This window comes from Shinella kummerowiae, assembly GCF_009827055.1.
In the GTDB taxonomy this organism is placed as follows: Bacteria; Pseudomonadota; Alphaproteobacteria; order Rhizobiales; family Rhizobiaceae; genus Shinella; species Shinella kummerowiae.
On sequence record NZ_WUMK01000002.1, the window covers coordinates 638,010 to 655,744 of the forward strand.

The window sequence follows — 17,735 nt, forward strand, 5'->3', positions numbered from 1 at the left end:
CGATCCGTTGGCATCGTCATGCGGATATTCTTGCCGCCCCGGCACAGGCTTGGCTTACGCGAGCTGAACAAGAAGAGATCAACCGCATCGGTCGCAAATTCGGCTGCCACCGATGCGGCACGAAGATACCCGGAACCGAGAAAGGAGGGTATGTAGGAGATCACCAAGTGCCAACTTCACTGGGTACACCTACACGCATATATCCTCATTGCCTTTTCTGCAGCAATGCGCAGGGCGGCATCGTAAGTGGCGGGAAATTCTGAAATGGCTATTCTTCACTTCAGCATAGCACCCGAATACAACAGCGTTTACCTCGCGAGCCGCACTCTGCGCGATGTTCCCTACGATTTCAGGGAAAGAATCATTCCCTTCACGCCCGACTGCGTCAGCATTCCATGTACATATTGGAACGACGGCGATACAAATTTTACTGTTGGTGAGGCCTTGGAAATACCGATGTCGACGCCACCAACGTTCGATGGCATTCTCAACACGCCCGAAAAGAAGCTTATCTTCTTCGACGCCAACGAACCAGAGTTCGCCAGCATTCCCGTGCCTACGGTCAAAACACGAATCCGCGTCTGGATCGATCACCCAAGAGAACCTGAGAACGTGATCGTCGCTTGGGGTTAAGCCAAGAAGGCACGGGGAACGCGCCGACGTCCTCACCCCCCCAGTAGCACATCCAGCAACGTCGTGCGCCGCGTTCCCGTCTGCCGCTGTTCGCCCACGTCGGCGGGTGGAACAAGGCCGTCGTCGAGCGGCACCGCGCCCGTCTGTTCGGCGGCGACAGACTGTCCGTCGCGGGTATTGCCGCCATCGGTGCCGAGCGTGCGGGAAATGATGTCGAACAGTTGGTCACCTTCGGGCGCGGGTTCGGTCCCCTCCACCACCGGCTGGTCACCGCCGGCCGTGCCGAACAGCGGCGACGGGTTGAGGCCCTCGTGGGCAGCGATCATGAACTGGCTCCAGGCCTTGGCGGGAAGCCCGCCGCCCGTCACCTTCTTCATCGACTTGCCGTCGTCATTGCCGAACCAGACACCGGTCGTCAGGTTGCTGGTGAAGCCGACGAAGAGCGCGTCGCGGAAGGACTGCGTCGTGCCGGATTTTCCCGCCGCCGGCCAGCCGGGAATGCGGGCATTCTTGCCGGTGCCCTCGGTGATGACGCGCATCATCATGCCGTTCATCTGCGAGACGATGTTCGGCTCCAGCACGCGGGGCGGGTTGTCGTAAGTGTTTTCGTAGAGCACCCGTCCGTCGGCCGTCGAAATGCGGCGGATGATGTGCGGCGTCGCCTTGTAGCCGCCATTCATGAAGGGGGCGTAAGCGGCCGTCAGCTCGACCAGCGTGACTTCCGACGTGCCGAGCGCGATCGAGGCGTTCGCCTGCATTTCGGATTCGATGCCGAGCCGGCGCGCGAGCTTGACCACTTCGTCGGGCCCCACTTCCATGACGAGCTGGGCGGCGATGGTGTTCAGCGAATTGGCAAGCGCCGAGGACAGCGTCACCTCGCCGCGATATTTCTGGTCGTAGTTTTCCGGCGTCCACTTGCCGATCTTGACCGGCGCATCGTTGCGCACCGACAGCGGCGAGCGGCCGGCTTCCAGCGCTGCGGCATAGACGAAGGGCTTGAAGGCGGAGCCGGGCTGGCGCTTGGCCTTGGAGGCGCGGTCGAACTGGCTTTCGGCATAGTCACGGCCGCCGACCAGCGCGCGGATGGCGCCCGTGCCGTCGATCGAGACGAGGGCGGCCTGCGAGGCATTCGACTTGGCACCTTCCTTGTCGATGATCGCGGTGATCGCCTCGTCGGCCTTCTTTTCGAGGTCGAGGTCGATCGTCGTGTCGATGATAAGGTCTTCGGTAATGTCGCCGATCATGCCGGGAAGCTGCGCCATCACCATGTCCGCGGCATAATGCTGCGCGCCGGACCAATAGCTTTTTGCGCGCGCCGGCGTCTGCGACATCGCGGTCTTGATCTCGGTATCGGTGACGAAACCCTCTTCGCGCATGGCGCCGAGCACCACCTGGGCGCGGGCTTCCGCCGCCTCCGGATCGCGTGCCGGCGACAGGCGCGACGGCGCCTTGAGCAGGCCGGCGAGAAGGGCCGCCTCGCCGAGGTTCACGTCGCGCGCCGACTTGTTGAAGTAGCGCCGCGAGGCGGCCTCGACACCGTAGGAATTCGAGCCGAAGAACACGCGGTTGAGATACATCGCAAGGATCTGGTCCTTGGAATATTTGTGCTCCAGCCAGAAGGCGAGCAGCACCTCCTGCACCTTGCGCTCCAGCGTGCGCTCCGGCGAGAGGAACATGTTCTTGGCAAGCTGCTGGGTCAGCGTCGAGCCGCCCTGCACCATGCGGCCGGTGGTGATGTTGGTGAGCATCGCGCGGGCAAGGCCGAGCGGATCGACGCCGAAATGCGAATAGAAGCGGCGGTCCTCGATGGCGATGACGGCCTGCGGAATATAGGGCGACATGTTTTCGAGGTTCAGCGCCTCGCCGCCGGTCAGGCCGCGGTTGGCGATCGCCTCGCCGCTGACGGCCAGGATCTTGACGTTCGGCGGCCGGTCGGGGATCGACCAGCTGGTGGCGCTCGGCATGCGTGCGCCGTAATAGAGCACCAGCCCGCCGACGCCGATGGCGCCCCACAGGCCGAGCACGAAGCACCAGTAGACCAGCCTGCGGACCAAACCGAAGACACCGCCGCCGGACGATTGCCGGCGTGCCCTGGCGCCACGCTGCGGCCGCTCGGCCTTCGGCGGCTTGCCACGCCCCTTGCGCCCTCCGCCGCCCACCACGCGATCCGCCGCGCCGACGTGAAAATCATCGTCGTCGCGCCCGCGTGATCCCTGGAAGGACGGTTCAATACGCTCGGATTTGCGGTTGCCTGCCATAAGCGGTCGGATAAGTCCTCGTGGATGTTGGCGTCGGTTGAACCTTAAATGCGGCGATTTAAGGGGTAGTTAAGAAATCGGAAACGGAAAGCTCCAATTTCTCAATCACTTCCGCCAACAGGGCTTAAGAGCGCGTGAACCGGTCCCCGTGAGCCTTCATGCCTCTGCGCCACAACGGGCATCGTCTCTCGGCTGACGCACGGACGAGCGCAAGCAACACCCACCTTCATTTCAGCAATTCTCGATAAAGAACTATCTAAAATATTGGATTCGTTGGCGAAATTTGGGTGTTTAGTCTTTCGTTAACCATGATTGCGCTTACTGGCCACAACCTACCCGCCCATGACAGGCAAACCTCAATTTTTACATGTGCTAATATGACCAGCATCCACACGAATGCCGGAGCCATTTCTGCGCTCCAGACTCTGCGCACCATCAACGCCAGCATGCTTGAAACACAAAGCCGCGTTTCCAGCGGATTGCGCGTGCGCACCGCCGAAAACAATGCCGCCTATTGGGCGGTCGCGACGACGATGCGCTCCGACAATATGGCGCTGAACGCGGTTTCCGACGCGCTCGGCGTCAGCGACGGCATCGTCAACACCGCCTATGCCGGCATGTCGTCGGCAATCGAGGTCATGCACCAGATCAAGGCGAAGCTCGTTGCCGCCCATGAAGCGGGCGTCGACAAGACGAAGATCAACACGGAACTCGACCAGTTGAAGGACCAGCTCCGGTCGATCGCCTCTTCGGCCTCCTTCGCCGGCCAGAACTGGCTGCACATGACGGATCCGACCGATCCGCTGCAGAATGGCGTCAAATCCCTGCCGGCCTCCTTCGTGCGCGACCCTTCCGGAAGCGTGTCGATCAGCAACATCAAATTCGACATGACGGCGGTGTTCGACACGGACCAGGTCTTCTACCTCGTGTCGGACGGCGGCTGCGACGGCATCATCACCAATTCCGGCTTCGCCACCATGCAGGGCTACAGCCAGGACTGGGTTCTGATCAGCGGCGAAAACCATGGCGGCCACCCCGAGATCACCTTGACGGACGAGACGACGAGGGAGGAACTTGCGGAAATGACCGTCGTCGTCGATCTGATGACCGAGCGGATGATCAAGGTCGCCTCGATGTTCGGCGCGCTGTCCGAGCGAATCGCCTCATCGTCGGCCTTCGTGGAGAAACTCACCGATTCGATCGAAACGGGCATCGGCCGGCTTGTCGATGCCGATATGGATCAGGAATCCACCCGCCTCAAGGCGCTCGAAACCCAGCAGCAGCTTGGCCTGCAATCGCTGCAGATCGCCAATACCAGCGCCGAAGGCATCATGACGCTGTTCCGTTGATCGCCTGAAAACATTCGGGCGGCCTTTCGGGCCGCCCGGTGGATTGCCTTAATAGTAAGGCGAGTAGCACTGGCGGCGGCCACCATAGTTGGGCTGATACGTGTTGTCGTAGTCGCGATACGACCGGTAGCGCGCATAGCACCAATCGATGTGGCGCGGGTTGATGCCCGCGTCGCGCGGCCGGGAATAGCCGTCATTGGCAATTGCCCCGCCGATGATCGCGCCGGCGCCGAAGGCTGCCAGCGGATACCACCAGCCATCCGAATGGCGGCGATAGCCATGGCGGTGGTACCGGTAGCCGCGGTGACCACCATACCAGCCGCGCCGGTCGCGCCGATCACGCCATTGCACCTGCTGGACATCGCTGGACTGAGACGCGCCAACCTTCGGCATCGGCATGGCGAAGGCCTCTGCCGGGACGAATGTCGTGGCGAACATAGCGACGGCCATGGCTGCGGCAATGCCGCCCTTGAACCTTGTCTTCATGCCGATCTCCCTTGGATTGTCACTGTTTTACAGTGATCAAGACGGATCACACCATGAAAGAATTCGGCTGAACCCGGGATGAACCAAATCTGTCCGTGCAATCAGTCGTCACCGCTGCGCAATCGGGCGAGAAATCGCTGGCGTTCGAAGATCAGGATGACGCCCAGCGCCATGATGAACGGAATGATCAGGTAGAACAGCCGGAAGACGGCAAGCGCCGCGAGCACCGTTGCCGGATCCATATCCGGCAGGCCGGCGATGAAGACCAGTTCCAGCACGCCGATGCCGCCCGGCGCATGCGACAGCAGCGCCACCGAGAAGGAGGCGAGGAAGATACCGAGAACGACGAAGAAACCCGGATTGCCCTCCGCCGGCAGCACGAAATAGATGATCGCCGCCGCGCCGATGAGCTCGATGGGGGCGATGAACAGCTGGCGAAAGACCAGCGAGGGTTTGGGATATTCGAGCTTCAGCCAGCGCGTGTTGACGGGGCGAAAGCCGACAAGACTGCCCACCACATAGAGCGCCACCAGGCCCAGGATGACGACGCCGGTCGAAAAAGCCGCCTCAATCGGCAGAAACCCGGCGAAACGCTCGATGATCGTCGGTTCCAGCACCAGGACAAGGCCGAACAACATGACCGTGCCAAGCGCGAAGGTGAACGAGCAGAAGGCGACGAGCACGCCGACCTCCGATCCCGTCAGGCCCTTCGACGTATAGGCGCGGTAGCGCACCAGCGCGCCGGAAAACACCGAGGCGCCGATATTGTGCGACAGGGCGTAGGTGGTGAAGGAGGTGATGGTGATGAACCACAGCGAAATACGGTGGCCGAGATGTTCCAGCGCCAGGTGGTCGTAGGCGGCAAGGGCTGCATAGGCGACGAGCGTTGCAAGCGAGGCGAGAACCCAGCCGGAGACCGGAATGGCATGGATGCTCGCCATGAACTCGTCGAGCGACAGACCTCTCAGGTCCTTGTAGAGGATGTAGACCGACAGGATGATCGCGGCGGTGCTGACGAGCGGCCAGAAGAATTTTTTCAGCCGCTTCATCCTGCCTTGCCCCCTGCGCCCGGCGCGCGATCGCCTGAGCCGCGAGGGTGTCTCGCAATCTTTCCTGATGCCATCCTGACCTTTCCCCATCGTCTGGACCTGTCATCGCCTGTCCGCGATGCGGCCCTTGTCATTCAGTTGGCCAGCCTTTCCGTTCCCTTCGGTTAATGCCGGCCAACTTTGTCATCACATCTGCGTTAACGCGCTGCGAGCGCCGAAAGTATGCGCACCCAGGAGCGGATGCCCTTCTCGAAGGAGCGCAGCTCGTATTTCTCGTTCGGCGAATGGATGCGGTCGTCCGACAGCGCAAAGCCGACGAGCAAGGATTCCATGCCGAGCATCTTTTGGAAATCGCCAACGATGGGGATCGAGCCGCCCATGCCGATGACCACGGCGGGCTTCGGCCATTCGTCGGAGAGCGCGTTCTTTGCCTTGCCGAGCAATTCCGAATCGTAGGGCAGCTGGATCGCCGGCGAACCGCCATGGGCATGGAATGCCACCGAGCAGTCGGCCGGGATTTTGGACCGGACATAGGCGCGGAAGGCGTCGCGGATCTTGGCCGGATCCTGCTTGCCGACCAGGCGGAAGGAGACTTTTGCGGAGGCTTCGGCGGCAATCACCGTCTTGAAGCCTTCGCCGGTGTAGCCGCCGGTGATGCCGTTCACTTCTGCCGTGGGGCGTGCCCAGGTCAGTTCCAGCACCGAGCGGCCCTTCTCGCCGGACGGGATCGACAGGCCGATCTCGCCGAGGAAGCTTTCCGCCGAGCTGCCGAGCTTTTCCCAGGCCGCCTTGATCTGCGTCGGTGTTTCCTCGACGCCGTCGTAGAAGCCGTCGAGCGTCACCCGGCCGGTCTCGTCATGCAGGCCGGCGAGGATGGTCGACAGAATGTGGATCGGGTTTGCCGCCGCACCGCCGAAATAGCCGGAATGCAGGTCGCGATCGGCCGCCTTGATGACGACCTCCTCGCCGACGAGGCCGCGCAGGCCCGCCGAGATGGCCGGCGTATCGGCGTCCCACATGCTGGTATCGCAGACGAGGGCGAAATCGGCCGTCAGTTCCGCGGCATTGGCTTCCAGGAAGGGTTTCAGCGAGGGCGAACCGGATTCCTCTTCGCCTTCGAAGAGGATCGTCACGCGGCAGGGCAGGCTACCCGTCGTTTCCTTGTAGGCGCGGCAGGCCTCGACGAAGGTCAGGAGCTGGCCCTTGTCGTCGGAGGTGCCGCGGCCAGTGATGATGCGGCGGCCATCGCCAGTGTTGCGCACTGCCGGCTCGAAGGGGTCGTGATCCCAGAGATTCAGCGGATCGACCGGCTGGACGTCGTAGTGGCCGTAGAACAGCACGTGCGGCGCATCGGGCTTCGCACCGTCATGATGGGCGACGACCATGGGATGGCCGGGTGTGTCGCGCACCGTCGCGCCGAAGCCGAGCGACCGCAGTTCCGTCACCAGCCATTCGGCCGCACGACGGCACTCGGCCTTGAAGGCCGGATCGGTCGAGATGGACTTGATGCGCACCAGCTCGAACAGGCGTTCGAGGCTCGCCGGAATGCCGGCGCTGGCGTGATCGAGGACGGGCAGAATATTGGTCATGGTGGAATCCCTAGAGCACGATGCGCCAAATGCGTGAGCGGTTTTGCGATGACGACATGCGGCAAATCAAAATTTCGGCGCGACATTAGACCGATCGTGTCGGGAAGGGCAAATCGTATGACGGTTTCGCGACCATCATGCGCGCGGATCGCAGCCGAGATTGGCCAGCGCCATGCGCATATATTCGAGCAGCAGTTCTCGTTCGAAGCGCCGGAAGCCCTGAAAGAGCGCGTCTTCGGTCGCCGCGGCCGCGGCAATTGCCGTCTCGCGCAGCGCCTTGCCGCGCGCCGTCAGGAACACCAGTTGCGCGCGTTTGTCCTTCGGGTGGCGGCGCCGCGCGATGAGACCGTCGCGCTGCATGCGGGCGAGCGTGTTGGCCATCGTCGCCTGTTCGATATCCAGCCGGTCGAGAAGTTCGCGCTGGGTGAGGCCGTCACCGCTCCACAGTTCGACCAGAACCGGGAACTGGCCGGGCGCAAAGCCAGCCCCGTCCGCCCGCGCCTGCAACGCGCGGGACGCTCCCTTCGCCAGGAGATTGGCGAGGTACGCGGCCGACTCCTTCCGGTCAAAGTCCATGAAGGCGAGGCTATGCCGGATTGCAACCGATGGCAATGGATCGCAGACGATGCAATCCGCAAATGCGAGAAGCCGCCGACGACAGGAGGCTTGTCGCGGCGGCTTCTTCGAATGATGGACAAAGGCCCGGAGAGGGGGATGAGGCCTTTGTCCTTGTCTGGCGCGGCGGGGGACAGGCCGGTGATGCCAGACAACGGCTTGATCAGGTGCCGTTGATGAATATTTGTGGATCCGAATGTGGCTTTTCAAGGGATTCGCAGGCCCTCGGAAATTACAAATTGGTAACGTTCGTGTGAGCCTTTTCGCGCTCTCGAAAGAACCCCGAAGCCGCAATGAGAGATGGACGCGGAAAGCGCCCCGCGCTATCCATTCACCCCATGAAAAAAGGTGATCATCTCTTCCTCGTCGACGGCTCCGGCTTCATCTTCCGCGCCTTCCACGCCATCCCGCCGCTCAACCGCAAATCGGACGGGCTTCCGGTCAATGCCGTGTCCGGCTTCTGCAACATGCTGTGGAAATTGCTCAAGGACGCGCGCAACACCGACGTGGGCGTGACGCCGACCCATTTCGCGGTCATCTTCGACTATTCGTCGAAGACCTTCCGCAACGAACTGTACGACCAGTACAAGGCCAACCGCACGGCGCCGCCGGAAGACCTGATCCCGCAGTTCGGCCTGATCCGCCACGCGACCCGCGCCTTCAACCTGCCCTGCATCGAGAAGGAAGGCTTCGAGGCCGACGACCTGATCGCCACCTATGCGCGCCTGGCCGAAGCCGACGGCGCTGATGTCACTATCGTCTCCTCAGACAAGGACCTCATGCAGCTCGTGACGCAGAACGTCTCGATGTATGACAGCATGAAGGACAAGCAGATCGCCATTCCCGAGGTCATCGAGAAATGGGGCGTGCCGCCGGAGAAGATGATCGACCTCCAGTCGCTGACGGGTGACTCGACCGACAACGTGCCGGGCGTGCCCGGCATCGGCCCGAAGACCGCCGCCCAGCTTCTCGAGGAATATGGCGACCTCGACACGCTGCTCGCCCGCGCCGAGGAGATCAAGCAGGTCAAGCGCCGCGAGAACATCGTGGCCAACCGCGAGCTTGTGCTGCTGTCGCGCCAGCTCGTCACACTGAAGACCGATACGCCGCTCGACACGACGCTCGACGAACTGGTGCTGCATCCGCAGGACGGCCCGAAGCTGATCGCCTTCCTGAAGGCCATGGAATTCACCACGCTGACGCGCCGCGTCGCGGAGGATTGCGCCTGCGACGCGAGCGCCATCGAACCGGCGAGCGTGCCGGTGGAATGGGGCGCGGAAGCGCGCGGCCCGGATCTCGACAAGGGCGACGTCGCCGGTCCCGCATTGGTTCTTGACGGCAACGAGACGGCTGCCGAGGCCGCGGCAACGCTGCTGCCTTCCGCCGGCAGCGGCGGTGAGACGCCTTCGGCCCTTGCGAAGGCACGCGCCGAGCGGTTTTCCGCCGCCCCGATCGACCATTCCGCCTATGAGACGGTGCGCGACCTCGACGCGCTCGACCGCTGGATCGCCGCGGCGCGCGAAACCGGCCTCGTCGGCTTCGACACCGAAACGACCTCGCTCGACGCCATGCAGGCCGAGCTTTGCGGCTTCTCGCTGGCGGTTGCCGACAACGCCAAAGACCCGACGGGCACGACGATCCGTGCCTGCTACGTACCGCTCAACCACAAGACCGGCGTCGGCGACCTCTTGGGTGGCGGGCTTGCCGATGGGCAGATCCCGATCCGTGCCGCCCTCGAGCGGCTGAAAAGCCTGCTGGAGGACCGGTCGGTCCTGAAGGTCGCGCAGAACCTCAAATACGACTACCTCGTTATGCGCCGCCACGGCATCACCATCGAGAGCTTCGACGACACGATGCTGATGTCCTACGCGCTCGACGCGGGGGCCGGCACGCATGGCATGGACACGCTGTCGGAACGCTGGCTCGGCCACAAGCCGATCGCCTACAAGGACGTCGCCGGCTCGGGCAAGGGTGCGCAGACCTTCGACATGGTCGATATTTCCCGCGCCACGGCCTATGCGGCCGAAGACGCCGACGTGACGCTGCGCCTCTGGCACGTGCTGAAGCCGCGCCTTGCGGCCGAACGCATGACCACCGTCTATGAGCGGCTGGAGCGCCCGCTCGTGCCCGTGCTCGCGCGCATGGAAGAGCGCGGCATCACCATCGACCGGCAGGTGCTGTCGCGCCTGTCCGGCGAGCTGGCACAGGGCGCCGCCCGGTTCGAGGAGGAGATCTACGAGCTGGCCGGCGAGCGCTTCAACATCGGTTCGCCCAAACAGCTCGGCGACATCCTGTTCGGCAAGATGGGCCTCTCCGGCGCCTCGAAGACCAAGACCGGCCAGTGGTCGACCTCCGCGCAGGTGCTGGAAGACCTGGCCGCGCAGGGCATTCCGCTGCCGCGCAAGATCGTCGACTGGCGCCAGCTCACCAAGCTGAAATCCACCTATACCGACGCACTGCCGGGCTTCGTGCATCCCGAAACCAAGCGCGTGCACACCTCCTACGCGCTCGCCGCCACGACGACCGGCCGCCTCTCCTCGTCCGACCCGAACCTGCAGAACATTCCGGTGCGCACCGCCGAAGGCCGCAAGATCCGCACGGCCTTCATCTCGACGCCCGGCAACAAGCTGGTCTCGGCCGACTACAGCCAGATCGAACTGCGCGTGCTTGCCCATGTGGCGGACATTCCGCAATTGAAACAGGCCTTTGCCGATGGCGTCGACATCCACGCGATGACGGCCTCGGAAATGTTCGGCGTACCGGTCGAGGGCATGCCGTCGGACGTGCGCCGCCGCGCCAAGGCGATCAATTTCGGTATCATCTACGGCATCTCGGCCTTCGGCCTCGCCAACCAGCTGTCCATCGAGCGCTCGGAAGCGGGCGACTACATCAAGAAGTATTTTGAACGCTTCCCGGGCATCAAGGACTATATGGATTCCACCAAGGCCTTTGCCCGCGAGAACGGCTATGTCGAGACGATCTTCGGCCGGCGCGCGCACTATCCGGAAATCAAGTCGTCCAACCCGTCGGTGCGCGCCTTCAACGAACGCGCCTCGATCAACGCGCCGATCCAGGGGTCGGCCGCCGACGTCATCCGCCGCGCCATGATCAAGATGGAGCCGGCACTCGCCGCCGCCGGCCTTTCCGCCCGCATGCTGCTTCAGGTGCACGACGAACTGATCTTCGAAGTCGAGGATGGCGAAGTCGAAAAGGCGATCCCGATCATCGTCGACACCATGGAAAACGCGTCGATGCCGGCGCTGTCAATGAAGGTGCCGCTGAAGGTGGATGCGCGGGCCGCGCACAATTGGGACGAGGCGCACTGAGGGGACGCAGTCCCCTCTCCCCTGTCGTCACATTCCCCGATGGGGAGAAGATGGTGGTCGGCGGAAGACGGACGTGGCATCACGCCCTGCCCGTCTTCCATCGATCGTGATCAGGCGGCCGGCTGCTTGGTCTTGCGCAGGTAGGGCAGCACCGTGTCGAATGCGCCGAAGCGGGCGATGGCGTCTTCATTGGAGACGGCGGCGGTGATGATGACATCCTCGCCCTGCTGCCAGTTGGCGGGCGTTGCCACCTGATGCTTGCTGGTGAGCTGGATCGAATCGATCGAACGCAGGATTTCCGCAAAGTTGCGGCCCGTGGTCATCGGGTAGGTAAGGATCAGCTTGATCTTCTTGTCCGGGCCGATGACGAAGACGGAACGCACGGTGGCATTGTCGGCGGGCGTGCGGCCCTCGGACGTCTCGCCAGCACCGGCCGGCAGCATGTCATAGAGCTTGGCGACCGCGAGGTCCTTGTCGCCGATCAGCGGGTATTCGACGTCGAAGCCGGTGGCGGTGCGGATGTCGTTCTTCCACTTGGCATGGCTTTCGACCGGATCGACCGAGATGCCGATGATCTTGACGCCGCGCTTGCGGAATTCGCCTTCGAGGCCGGCCATGGCGCCAAGCTCGGTGGTGCAGACCGGGGTAAAGTTCTTCGGGTGCGAGAAGAGTACGGCCCAGCCATTGCCGATCCAGTCATGGAAGCCGATCGTGCCGGCGGTGGTTTCGGCGGTGAAGTCCGGAGCGATGTCGTTGATGCGCAGGCTCATGGGTCTCGTCCTCTCTTGTGCGGGATCGCAGACATGGAGCCTGCGAGACAATATCGGGCCGGTAGATAGACCGAAAAATTTGGCTTGCCTATAGCGGCACGCCGTCGCTGGAGGGGCAGGGACGAGCGCATCTTTGCGCTTTTATCGCCGGTTGGAAGACGGCGTTCGGTTCTTGGCAGCACCCGCGCCAAACCGTTCTCCGAAGTCGCCGCGCAGTGGAAGGCGATTTTCTTTTCGCCGGGCGAGCAGTGTGCGTCTCAGTCGCCGATTTCGGCGCGCCCGCTGGTGAGGTCGACGATCATCCGGCCGATCTCCTCCGCCTTCTCTGCGGGCACGCGAAAGGAAAGCCTTGCCCCCGTCTCATGATAGGCCTCGTCGTCCATGATGAGCCCGGCAAAAGCGCCAAGCCGCGCCTTGACCAGCGCCAGATCGGAAAAGCCGAGCGAGACGGAAAGGGCGACCCGTTCCACATATTCCGTCTTGGCCGCGGCGCGCAGGCAGGCGGCCGCGGTGCCGCCATAGGCGCGGATGAGGCCGCCGCTGCCAAGCAGGATGCCGCCGAACCAGCGCGTGACCACGACGAGCGTGCGATCGAGCGCCTGGCCATCGATGGCTTGCAGGATGGGTTTTCCCGCAGTGCCGCTCGGCTCGCCGTCGTCGCTGAAGCGGTAGGCCTGGCCGATGCGCCAGGCCCAGCAATTGTGGTTGGCGGCAGGATCGGAAAGCTCGGCGATCCGGGCCTTCGCCTCCGTGTCGCTCTCGACGACACAGGCGATCGCAAGAAACCGGCTTTTGCGGATTTCCTGATCGAAGGTCTCGGTGCGGTCCAGCGTATACACGGGCGGTTTCCGGTGGCGATGATCGCGCTTCGTAGCCCCTCGGCGACCCTCGCATCAAGCCCGCAATAGAGCACTAATTCTATAGACTATTGACAGATGCCACGATTCCGCCATGATGTTTGCCGGGACGTAAACGGAACGGGAGCATGGCATGATCTATCTCGGCGGCGTGACGCTTGGTTATTTCAACCTCTATCCGGTCGGCTTCCAGCCGAAGGACGAGCAGGCGCAACGCGACGATGCGGTCGTGGCATCGGTGACGCAGGAGCGTCTGCCGCTGGAAGGCAGCCGGCTTTCCTCTTCAAAGCGCCCGGTGCAGTGGCCGTTGCACGTTTTCTTCTGAGGCGATTTTCCGCGACTGTGAGAAATCATCGATGATTTCCTGTTGTCCGCGCGAAATGCGGCGGCCTGCGCCGGAATGGGCGGTTTTGTTTGGGGCATTCATCCTGCATTAAGGTTTCGTAGACAAATTGCAGGGACGAGCAGAGGACCGACGGGTCGTCGCCGCCATCGATTGTTGCAAGGCCTTCTCCATGCTTCCGGATGATCCGGTTTTCCTGATATCGATGGTTGTCGCCACGCTCGGCCGTTCCAGTGAACTGGACCTGCTGTTCGCGTCGCTTGCCGCGCTCGGACGGCATGATTTCGAAATCATCCTCGTCGATCAGAACAAGGATGAGCGCCTCGCGCCGATCGTCTCGCAGTGGCAGGACCGCCTCCACATTCAACATGTCAGGACCGATCGCGCGGGCGTGTGCCGGGCGCGCAATCTCGGGGCCTCCAAGGCCACCGGCACCTGGCTGCTCTTCCCGGATGACGATTGCTGGTATCCGGCCGACCTCGTCCAGCGTTTCGAGGCGATATCGCAGGCGGTGCCGGCCGATTTCTACTGCGGACGTGCCGTCAACGCCGAGGGCGAGACGATCATGGGTCGCTTCGAACTCTCGCCCCGCACCATCGAGCGCGAAAACATCTGGACAACATTGATCGAGTGGATGCTGTTCGTGCGGCGCTCTGCCTTCGAGAAGGCCGGTGGCTTCGATGATCGCATCGGCCCCGGCTCCGGCACGCCCTGGGGCGCCTATGAGGTGCAGGATCTGGCGTTGAACCTGCTGTCGACAGGCGCGCGCGGCCATTACGACCCGTCGCTCACCGGCCATCACCCGGATGACCGTCTGCAGGCGGCAACACCCGACGGCGCACTCAAGATGCGCGTCTACGGCGCCGGCCTGGGTTACGTCATGCGCAAACACGGCTATCGTTTCACCGACTATCTTCCGCATCTTCTGCGCCCGCTTGCCGGCATTGCCGTCTACACGGTGACGGGCCGTCCGGCACTTGCCCGCCGCTCGCGGGAAATCCTGGCCGGCCGCTGGTCCGGCTGGCGCATGGCCCCCGCCAAAACGACGATATCTTAAGGGTTTCGTCCTAGGGTTCCCGCTGAATGACCGCGAAGAATTGCGGTTCGTACGGTGAATGGAACGACCGATGAGCAAGGGCATCATGTCCAATTCGATCATGAATGCTGCGGCGGGCATGCTGCTGCTGGTGACCGGATTCGCCTGCTCGATCCTTGTCGCCCGCCTGCTCGGGCCGGAAGCCAACGGCACCATTGCCTTTGCGCTGTGGATCGGCGCGACGGGCTCCCTCGTCGCCGAGCTCGGCACCGGCGTGCTGCTTCTCCGCCTCCTGCCGCAGTTGAAGGCCCGCGGTGTCGACGATGCGGGGCGCCGTGGCTTTGCCGCCTATCTGGCGCTGCCGGTCATCGCCTCCACTCTCATTCTCGTCGCGCTCTACTTCGGCGTCTCCCTCAAGACGGAGCTGCTCTACGGCACCGACGTGACCACCGGTATCATCGTGCTGACGGCGGCGCTGCTGTTCATCCAGTCGGTCGGCTCGTTTTCGAAGAACTTCCTGATCGGCGAGCAGCGCCTCGGCACCTTTTTCCGCATCACGGCCCTGTCCTCGCTGCTCCAGTTCGTCTTCGTCGTCGCCGGTGCGCTGGGTTATGGCATTGCCGGCGCGCTCGTCGGTTACATTGCCGGGCAATGTGTGCAATTCGTCTATACGCTCGGCCTGTTCGGGGTCCGCCGCGACAACGCCGGCTATCGCCGGCGCTATCTGCTTGGCAATTCCGCGGTGCTGTTCTTCGAATTCGCCGTCAGCGCGGTCTTCCTCAACCGACCGGAACTGTTCTTCCTGCAGCATTTCCAGTCGCTCGGCGAAGTCGGCTATTATGCCGTCGCCCTGTCGCTCGCCAATCTCGCGCTTCAGCTCCCCGTGCAACTGACCGGAAGCCTGCTGCCATTCTACGCGGAACGGCGCGAGGCATCTGGCGGCAGCGTGCATGCCAGCATCTTCGACGGCGTGGTGCGCAGTTTCGCCTATATCACCTTCCCGCTCTGCTTCGGGCTCGCCGCCATTGCCCATCCGCTGGTGACCGCCGTCTACGGCGCGCCCTTCGCCGAAGCCGGACTGATCGTCGCGATCCTCGCCGCCGGCTCGCCCGCCTATGTCTTCGGCCAGCTCGTCACGCAATATCTCTACTCCATGGACCGGGTGAAAATCCGCCTGGTGGCAAGCGGCGTCGGCGCGGCGCTGATGGTCGTCGGCCTCTTTTTCGTCGTGCCGGTGGCCGGCGGGGCCGGGGCTGCGGCGGTGCGCGGCGTCGTCTTCGCCATCATGGTCGGGCTGTTGCTGACGGGTGTCGGCCGCGGCGCCATGTCGGCCGGCCTCTCTGTCATCGTGCTCAAGGTGGGCATTGCCGCCGCCGGCTGCGGCCTTGCGGCCTGGCCGATCGCCGAAAAGATCGGCGGCTTCACCGGCGTCGTCATCGGTATCCTGGCCGGCGCCGTTGCCTACGGGGTTCTCTTGCGTCTGCTGCGGGCGGTGCCGGCGGAGGATGGAGCCGTCATCGACAAGATGCTGGAGCGCCTGCCGATGAAACCCGGCCGCATCGCCCGCCGGCTGCTCGCCTTCGTGGTGCCGCTGCCGCTATCGCAGCCCGCCGGAGAGTGAGGCGAGATGCTGCGCGGGGAGACCAGACAAAACGACAGAGAGCAGCATGACGCCGCGCCGCGCTGGCACGCCGGGGAGGCAGCCCTTCCCGTGACCTTCGCGGGCACGGTCGGCCTCTACACGCCCGCTGCCGCCTCCGCCACGCCCTCTGATATCGCCGTGCTCTTTCTCAGCCCCTGGGGTTTTGAGGAAATGTGCACGCGAAAACTCTGGCGTCTCATCGCCGAGCGGGTCGCCGTCCATGGCGTCGCCAGCCTGCGCTTCGACTATCCCGGCACGGGCGATGCGCTCGATGCGCCGGAAGAGCAATGCCTCGAGACCTGGTCGCAGGCGATTCTGGAGGCCGGGCGCACGCTGCGCCGGCTTTCCGGCGCCGCTCGCCTTGTGCTGGTCGGCCACGGTCTTGGTGCGACGCTTGCGGCAAGGCTCGGCAACGCGCTCGATAGCGAGGCGGCCGTGCTGATGGCCCCGGTGGTCAGCGGCCGCTTCTATCTACGCGAACTGTCCGCCTGGTCGAAGATGGTCGATGAGGGGCTCGGCCTGCGATCGGAGCAGCGCATTGCCGGCCGCGTCGCCGTCGCCGGGCTGGTCATGCCGGAAAAGGTCGCCGAAGCCGTCAAGAGCCTCGGCATCGACCGGCTGGAGATGCTGCCGTTTGCAAAAGCCCTGGTGGTCGAGCGCCCCGGCCGCGAGAAGGATGCGGCGCTTGCCGCGCATCTTTCAAGCCTCGGTGCTGATCTTGCCCGCATGGACTATGCCGGCTACGACGATCTCGTTTCCAACCCCACATTGGCGCACCAGCCGCAGGCGGTCATCGATGGCGTCGTCCACTGGCTCGCCGGGCTCACCAAGGCCGGCGGGCGGGCGCGGGCCGCTGCGGAGCCCACAGGCCCGGCGCCGCTGACGGGTGATGGCTTCGTCGAGGAGCCGTTGCGTTTTGGCGAGAACAACCGGCTGTTCGGAACGCTTTGCGGCCCGCAAGGCCAGCGCCATGGCGCGGCCGTGCTGCTGCTCGGCACCGCCTATGACCGGCAGGCCGGCTGGGCGCGGGGCACGACCGAGACCGCCCGCTATCTTGCGCAGCACGGCATCGTGTCGCTGCGCTTCGATGCCGCGAATGTCGCCGACAGTCCGCCAGCGCCGGATGCGCCCGAACAGGTGCAGTACAGCGAAACACAGCTTGCCGATGTGCGGGCGGCGATGGATTTTCTCGTTTCCCGCAATCTCGCGCCCATCCTTCTTTCGGGCCGGTGCAGCGGCGCCTATCTCGCGTTCCGCGCGGCCGTCACGGATGAGCGCGCGGCCGGCGTCGTCTCGGTCAATCCCTTCACCTTCCGCTGGGACCCGGATATGTCCGTCGATGAGGCGTTGCGCGCCAATCCGCGCTCGCTCGACGATTATCGCCAGCGCGCCTTCGACCCCGCCACCTTCCGCCGGTTGCTGGCCGGCGAGATCGACCTGCGCCGCGCGGCCGGCAATGTCGGTGTGCAGATCGCCCGCCGCCTTGCCGTCATCGCACCCCGCACGCTCGGCCGTTTCTCCCGTTTCGGCCGGTTGCGGGGTGATACGCAGGCGGATTTCCGCCTGCTTGCGAAACGCGGGGTGCCGGTGCTGCTGGTCTATAGCGAAGGGGACGTCGGGCTGGAGCGGCTGAAGCTCGATTTCGGCCGCACCGGGCTCGACAGCTACCACAACGTGGCGGTCGAGATGATCCCCGATGCCGATCACAATCTCTCGCCGCCGCATGCCCAGGCCGCCTATCGCGCGCTGCTGCTCAAGGCTGCCCTGAAGTTCGCCTGATTT

The 17,735-nt window shown here is 63.9% G+C and carries 14 protein-coding genes; 7 read left to right on the forward strand and 7 right to left on the reverse strand.

Annotated elements, in window-relative coordinates; genetic code table 11:
- Positions 1 to 264: 264 nt before the first annotated feature.
- Positions 265 to 633 carry a hypothetical protein gene (locus tag GR138_RS07645; protein ID WP_160858002.1) on the forward strand — a complete coding sequence of 123 codons (369 nt, stop codon included), beginning with the start codon at positions 265 to 267 and terminating at the stop codon, positions 631 to 633.
- 32 nt (positions 634 to 665) lie between these two features.
- Here GR138_RS07645 and GR138_RS07650 read toward each other — a convergent pair whose 3' ends face one another.
- Positions 666 to 2,891, reverse strand: a complete 2,226-nt coding sequence (locus GR138_RS07650) for a transglycosylase domain-containing protein (protein WP_160858003.1) — start codon at positions 2,889 to 2,891, stop codon at positions 666 to 668.
- 377 nt (positions 2,892 to 3,268) lie between these two features.
- On the opposite strand from GR138_RS07650, the gene GR138_RS07655 reads away from it, so the two are divergent.
- Positions 3,269 to 4,240, forward strand: coding sequence for a flagellin N-terminal helical domain-containing protein (locus GR138_RS07655; protein WP_160858004.1), 972 nt, complete (start codon positions 3,269 to 3,271; stop codon positions 4,238 to 4,240).
- A 48-nt stretch (positions 4,241 to 4,288) separates the two neighbouring features.
- Here GR138_RS07655 and GR138_RS07660 read toward each other — a convergent pair whose 3' ends face one another.
- The 4 genes from GR138_RS07660 to GR138_RS07675 form a co-directional block, all read right to left on the reverse strand.
- Positions 4,289 to 4,726, reverse strand: a complete 438-nt coding sequence (locus GR138_RS07660; RefSeq protein ID WP_160858005.1) for a BA14K family protein — start codon at positions 4,724 to 4,726, stop codon at positions 4,289 to 4,291.
- 101 nt (positions 4,727 to 4,827) lie between these two features.
- Positions 4,828 to 5,775 (reverse strand): lysylphosphatidylglycerol synthase domain-containing protein, encoded by a 948-nt coding sequence (locus tag GR138_RS07665; RefSeq protein ID WP_160858006.1) that lies wholly within the window; start codon positions 5,773 to 5,775, stop codon positions 4,828 to 4,830.
- Between the two features lie 197 nt (positions 5,776 to 5,972).
- Positions 5,973 to 7,364 carry a M20/M25/M40 family metallo-hydrolase gene (locus tag GR138_RS07670; RefSeq protein ID WP_160858007.1) on the reverse strand — a complete coding sequence of 464 codons (1,392 nt, stop codon included), beginning with the start codon at positions 7,362 to 7,364 and terminating at the stop codon, positions 5,973 to 5,975.
- A gap of 135 nt (positions 7,365 to 7,499) precedes the next feature.
- Positions 7,500 to 7,940: a MarR family winged helix-turn-helix transcriptional regulator gene (locus tag GR138_RS07675; protein ID WP_160858008.1), complete on the reverse strand. Its 441-nt coding sequence runs from the start codon at positions 7,938 to 7,940 to the stop codon at positions 7,500 to 7,502.
- A 377-nt stretch (positions 7,941 to 8,317) separates the two neighbouring features.
- On the opposite strand from GR138_RS07675, the gene polA reads away from it, so the two are divergent.
- Complete coding sequence (gene polA / locus GR138_RS07680) at positions 8,318 to 11,305, forward strand: DNA polymerase I (RefSeq protein ID WP_160858009.1); 2,988 nt, start codon at positions 8,318 to 8,320, stop codon at positions 11,303 to 11,305.
- A 110-nt stretch (positions 11,306 to 11,415) separates the two neighbouring features.
- Here polA and GR138_RS07685 read toward each other — a convergent pair whose 3' ends face one another.
- Entirely contained in the window at positions 11,416 to 12,075 is a 660-nt protein-coding gene (locus GR138_RS07685) for a peroxiredoxin (protein WP_160858010.1), read from the reverse strand.
- 257 nt (positions 12,076 to 12,332) lie between these two features.
- The gene (locus GR138_RS07690) at positions 12,333 to 12,914 is read right to left on the reverse strand and encodes a YigZ family protein (protein ID WP_160858011.1); all 582 of its coding nucleotides are present in this window, start codon (positions 12,912 to 12,914) and stop codon (positions 12,333 to 12,335) included.
- 151 nt (positions 12,915 to 13,065) lie between these two features.
- Between GR138_RS07690 and GR138_RS07695 the strand changes: the two genes are divergently transcribed.
- The 4 genes from GR138_RS07695 to GR138_RS07710 all read left to right on the forward strand — a co-directional run bounded on the left by GR138_RS07695 (position 13,066) and on the right by GR138_RS07710 (position 17,732).
- Positions 13,066 to 13,257 carry a hypothetical protein gene (locus tag GR138_RS07695; RefSeq protein ID WP_160858012.1) on the forward strand — a complete coding sequence of 64 codons (192 nt, stop codon included), beginning with the start codon at positions 13,066 to 13,068 and terminating at the stop codon, positions 13,255 to 13,257.
- A gap of 190 nt (positions 13,258 to 13,447) precedes the next feature.
- Positions 13,448 to 14,332 (forward strand): glycosyltransferase family 2 protein, encoded by an 885-nt coding sequence (locus tag GR138_RS07700; protein ID WP_160858013.1) that lies wholly within the window; start codon positions 13,448 to 13,450, stop codon positions 14,330 to 14,332.
- 70 nt (positions 14,333 to 14,402) lie between these two features.
- Positions 14,403 to 15,932: a lipopolysaccharide biosynthesis protein gene (locus GR138_RS07705; RefSeq protein WP_160858014.1), complete on the forward strand. Its 1,530-nt coding sequence runs from the start codon at positions 14,403 to 14,405 to the stop codon at positions 15,930 to 15,932.
- 6 nt (positions 15,933 to 15,938) lie between these two features.
- Positions 15,939 to 17,732 (forward strand): alpha/beta hydrolase family protein, encoded by a 1,794-nt coding sequence (locus GR138_RS07710; protein WP_160858015.1) that lies wholly within the window; start codon positions 15,939 to 15,941, stop codon positions 17,730 to 17,732.
- The last annotated feature ends 3 nt before the right edge of the window (positions 17,733 to 17,735 follow it).

Excerpts from the sequence above, each read along its gene's own strand:
- GR138_RS07685 (WP_160858010.1), bottom strand. The coding sequence starts at position 12,075 with ATGAGCCTGCGCATCAACGACATCGCTCCGGACTTCACCGCCGAAACC.
- GR138_RS07695 (WP_160858012.1), top strand. The coding sequence starts at position 13,066 with ATGATCTATCTCGGCGGCGTGACGCTTGGTTATTTCAACCTCTATCCG.
- GR138_RS07675 (WP_160858008.1), bottom strand. The coding sequence starts at position 7,940 with ATGGACTTTGACCGGAAGGAGTCGGCCGCGTACCTCGCCAATCTCCTG.
- GR138_RS07650 (WP_160858003.1), bottom strand. The coding sequence starts at position 2,891 with ATGGCAGGCAACCGCAAATCCGAGCGTATTGAACCGTCCTTCCAGGGA.
- GR138_RS07700 (WP_160858013.1), top strand. The coding sequence starts at position 13,448 with ATGCTTCCGGATGATCCGGTTTTCCTGATATCGATGGTTGTCGCCACG.
- polA (WP_160858009.1), top strand. The coding sequence starts at position 8,318 with ATGAAAAAAGGTGATCATCTCTTCCTCGTCGACGGCTCCGGCTTCATC.
- GR138_RS07645 (WP_160858002.1), top strand. The coding sequence starts at position 265 with ATGGCTATTCTTCACTTCAGCATAGCACCCGAATACAACAGCGTTTAC.
- GR138_RS07710 (WP_160858015.1), top strand. The coding sequence starts at position 15,939 with ATGCTGCGCGGGGAGACCAGACAAAACGACAGAGAGCAGCATGACGCC.
- GR138_RS07660 (WP_160858005.1), bottom strand. The coding sequence starts at position 4,726 with ATGAAGACAAGGTTCAAGGGCGGCATTGCCGCAGCCATGGCCGTCGCT.
- GR138_RS07670 (WP_160858007.1), bottom strand. The coding sequence starts at position 7,364 with ATGACCAATATTCTGCCCGTCCTCGATCACGCCAGCGCCGGCATTCCG.
- GR138_RS07705 (WP_160858014.1), top strand. The coding sequence starts at position 14,403 with ATGAGCAAGGGCATCATGTCCAATTCGATCATGAATGCTGCGGCGGGC.
- GR138_RS07665 (WP_160858006.1), bottom strand. The coding sequence starts at position 5,775 with ATGAAGCGGCTGAAAAAATTCTTCTGGCCGCTCGTCAGCACCGCCGCG.
- GR138_RS07655 (WP_160858004.1), top strand. The coding sequence starts at position 3,269 with ATGACCAGCATCCACACGAATGCCGGAGCCATTTCTGCGCTCCAGACT.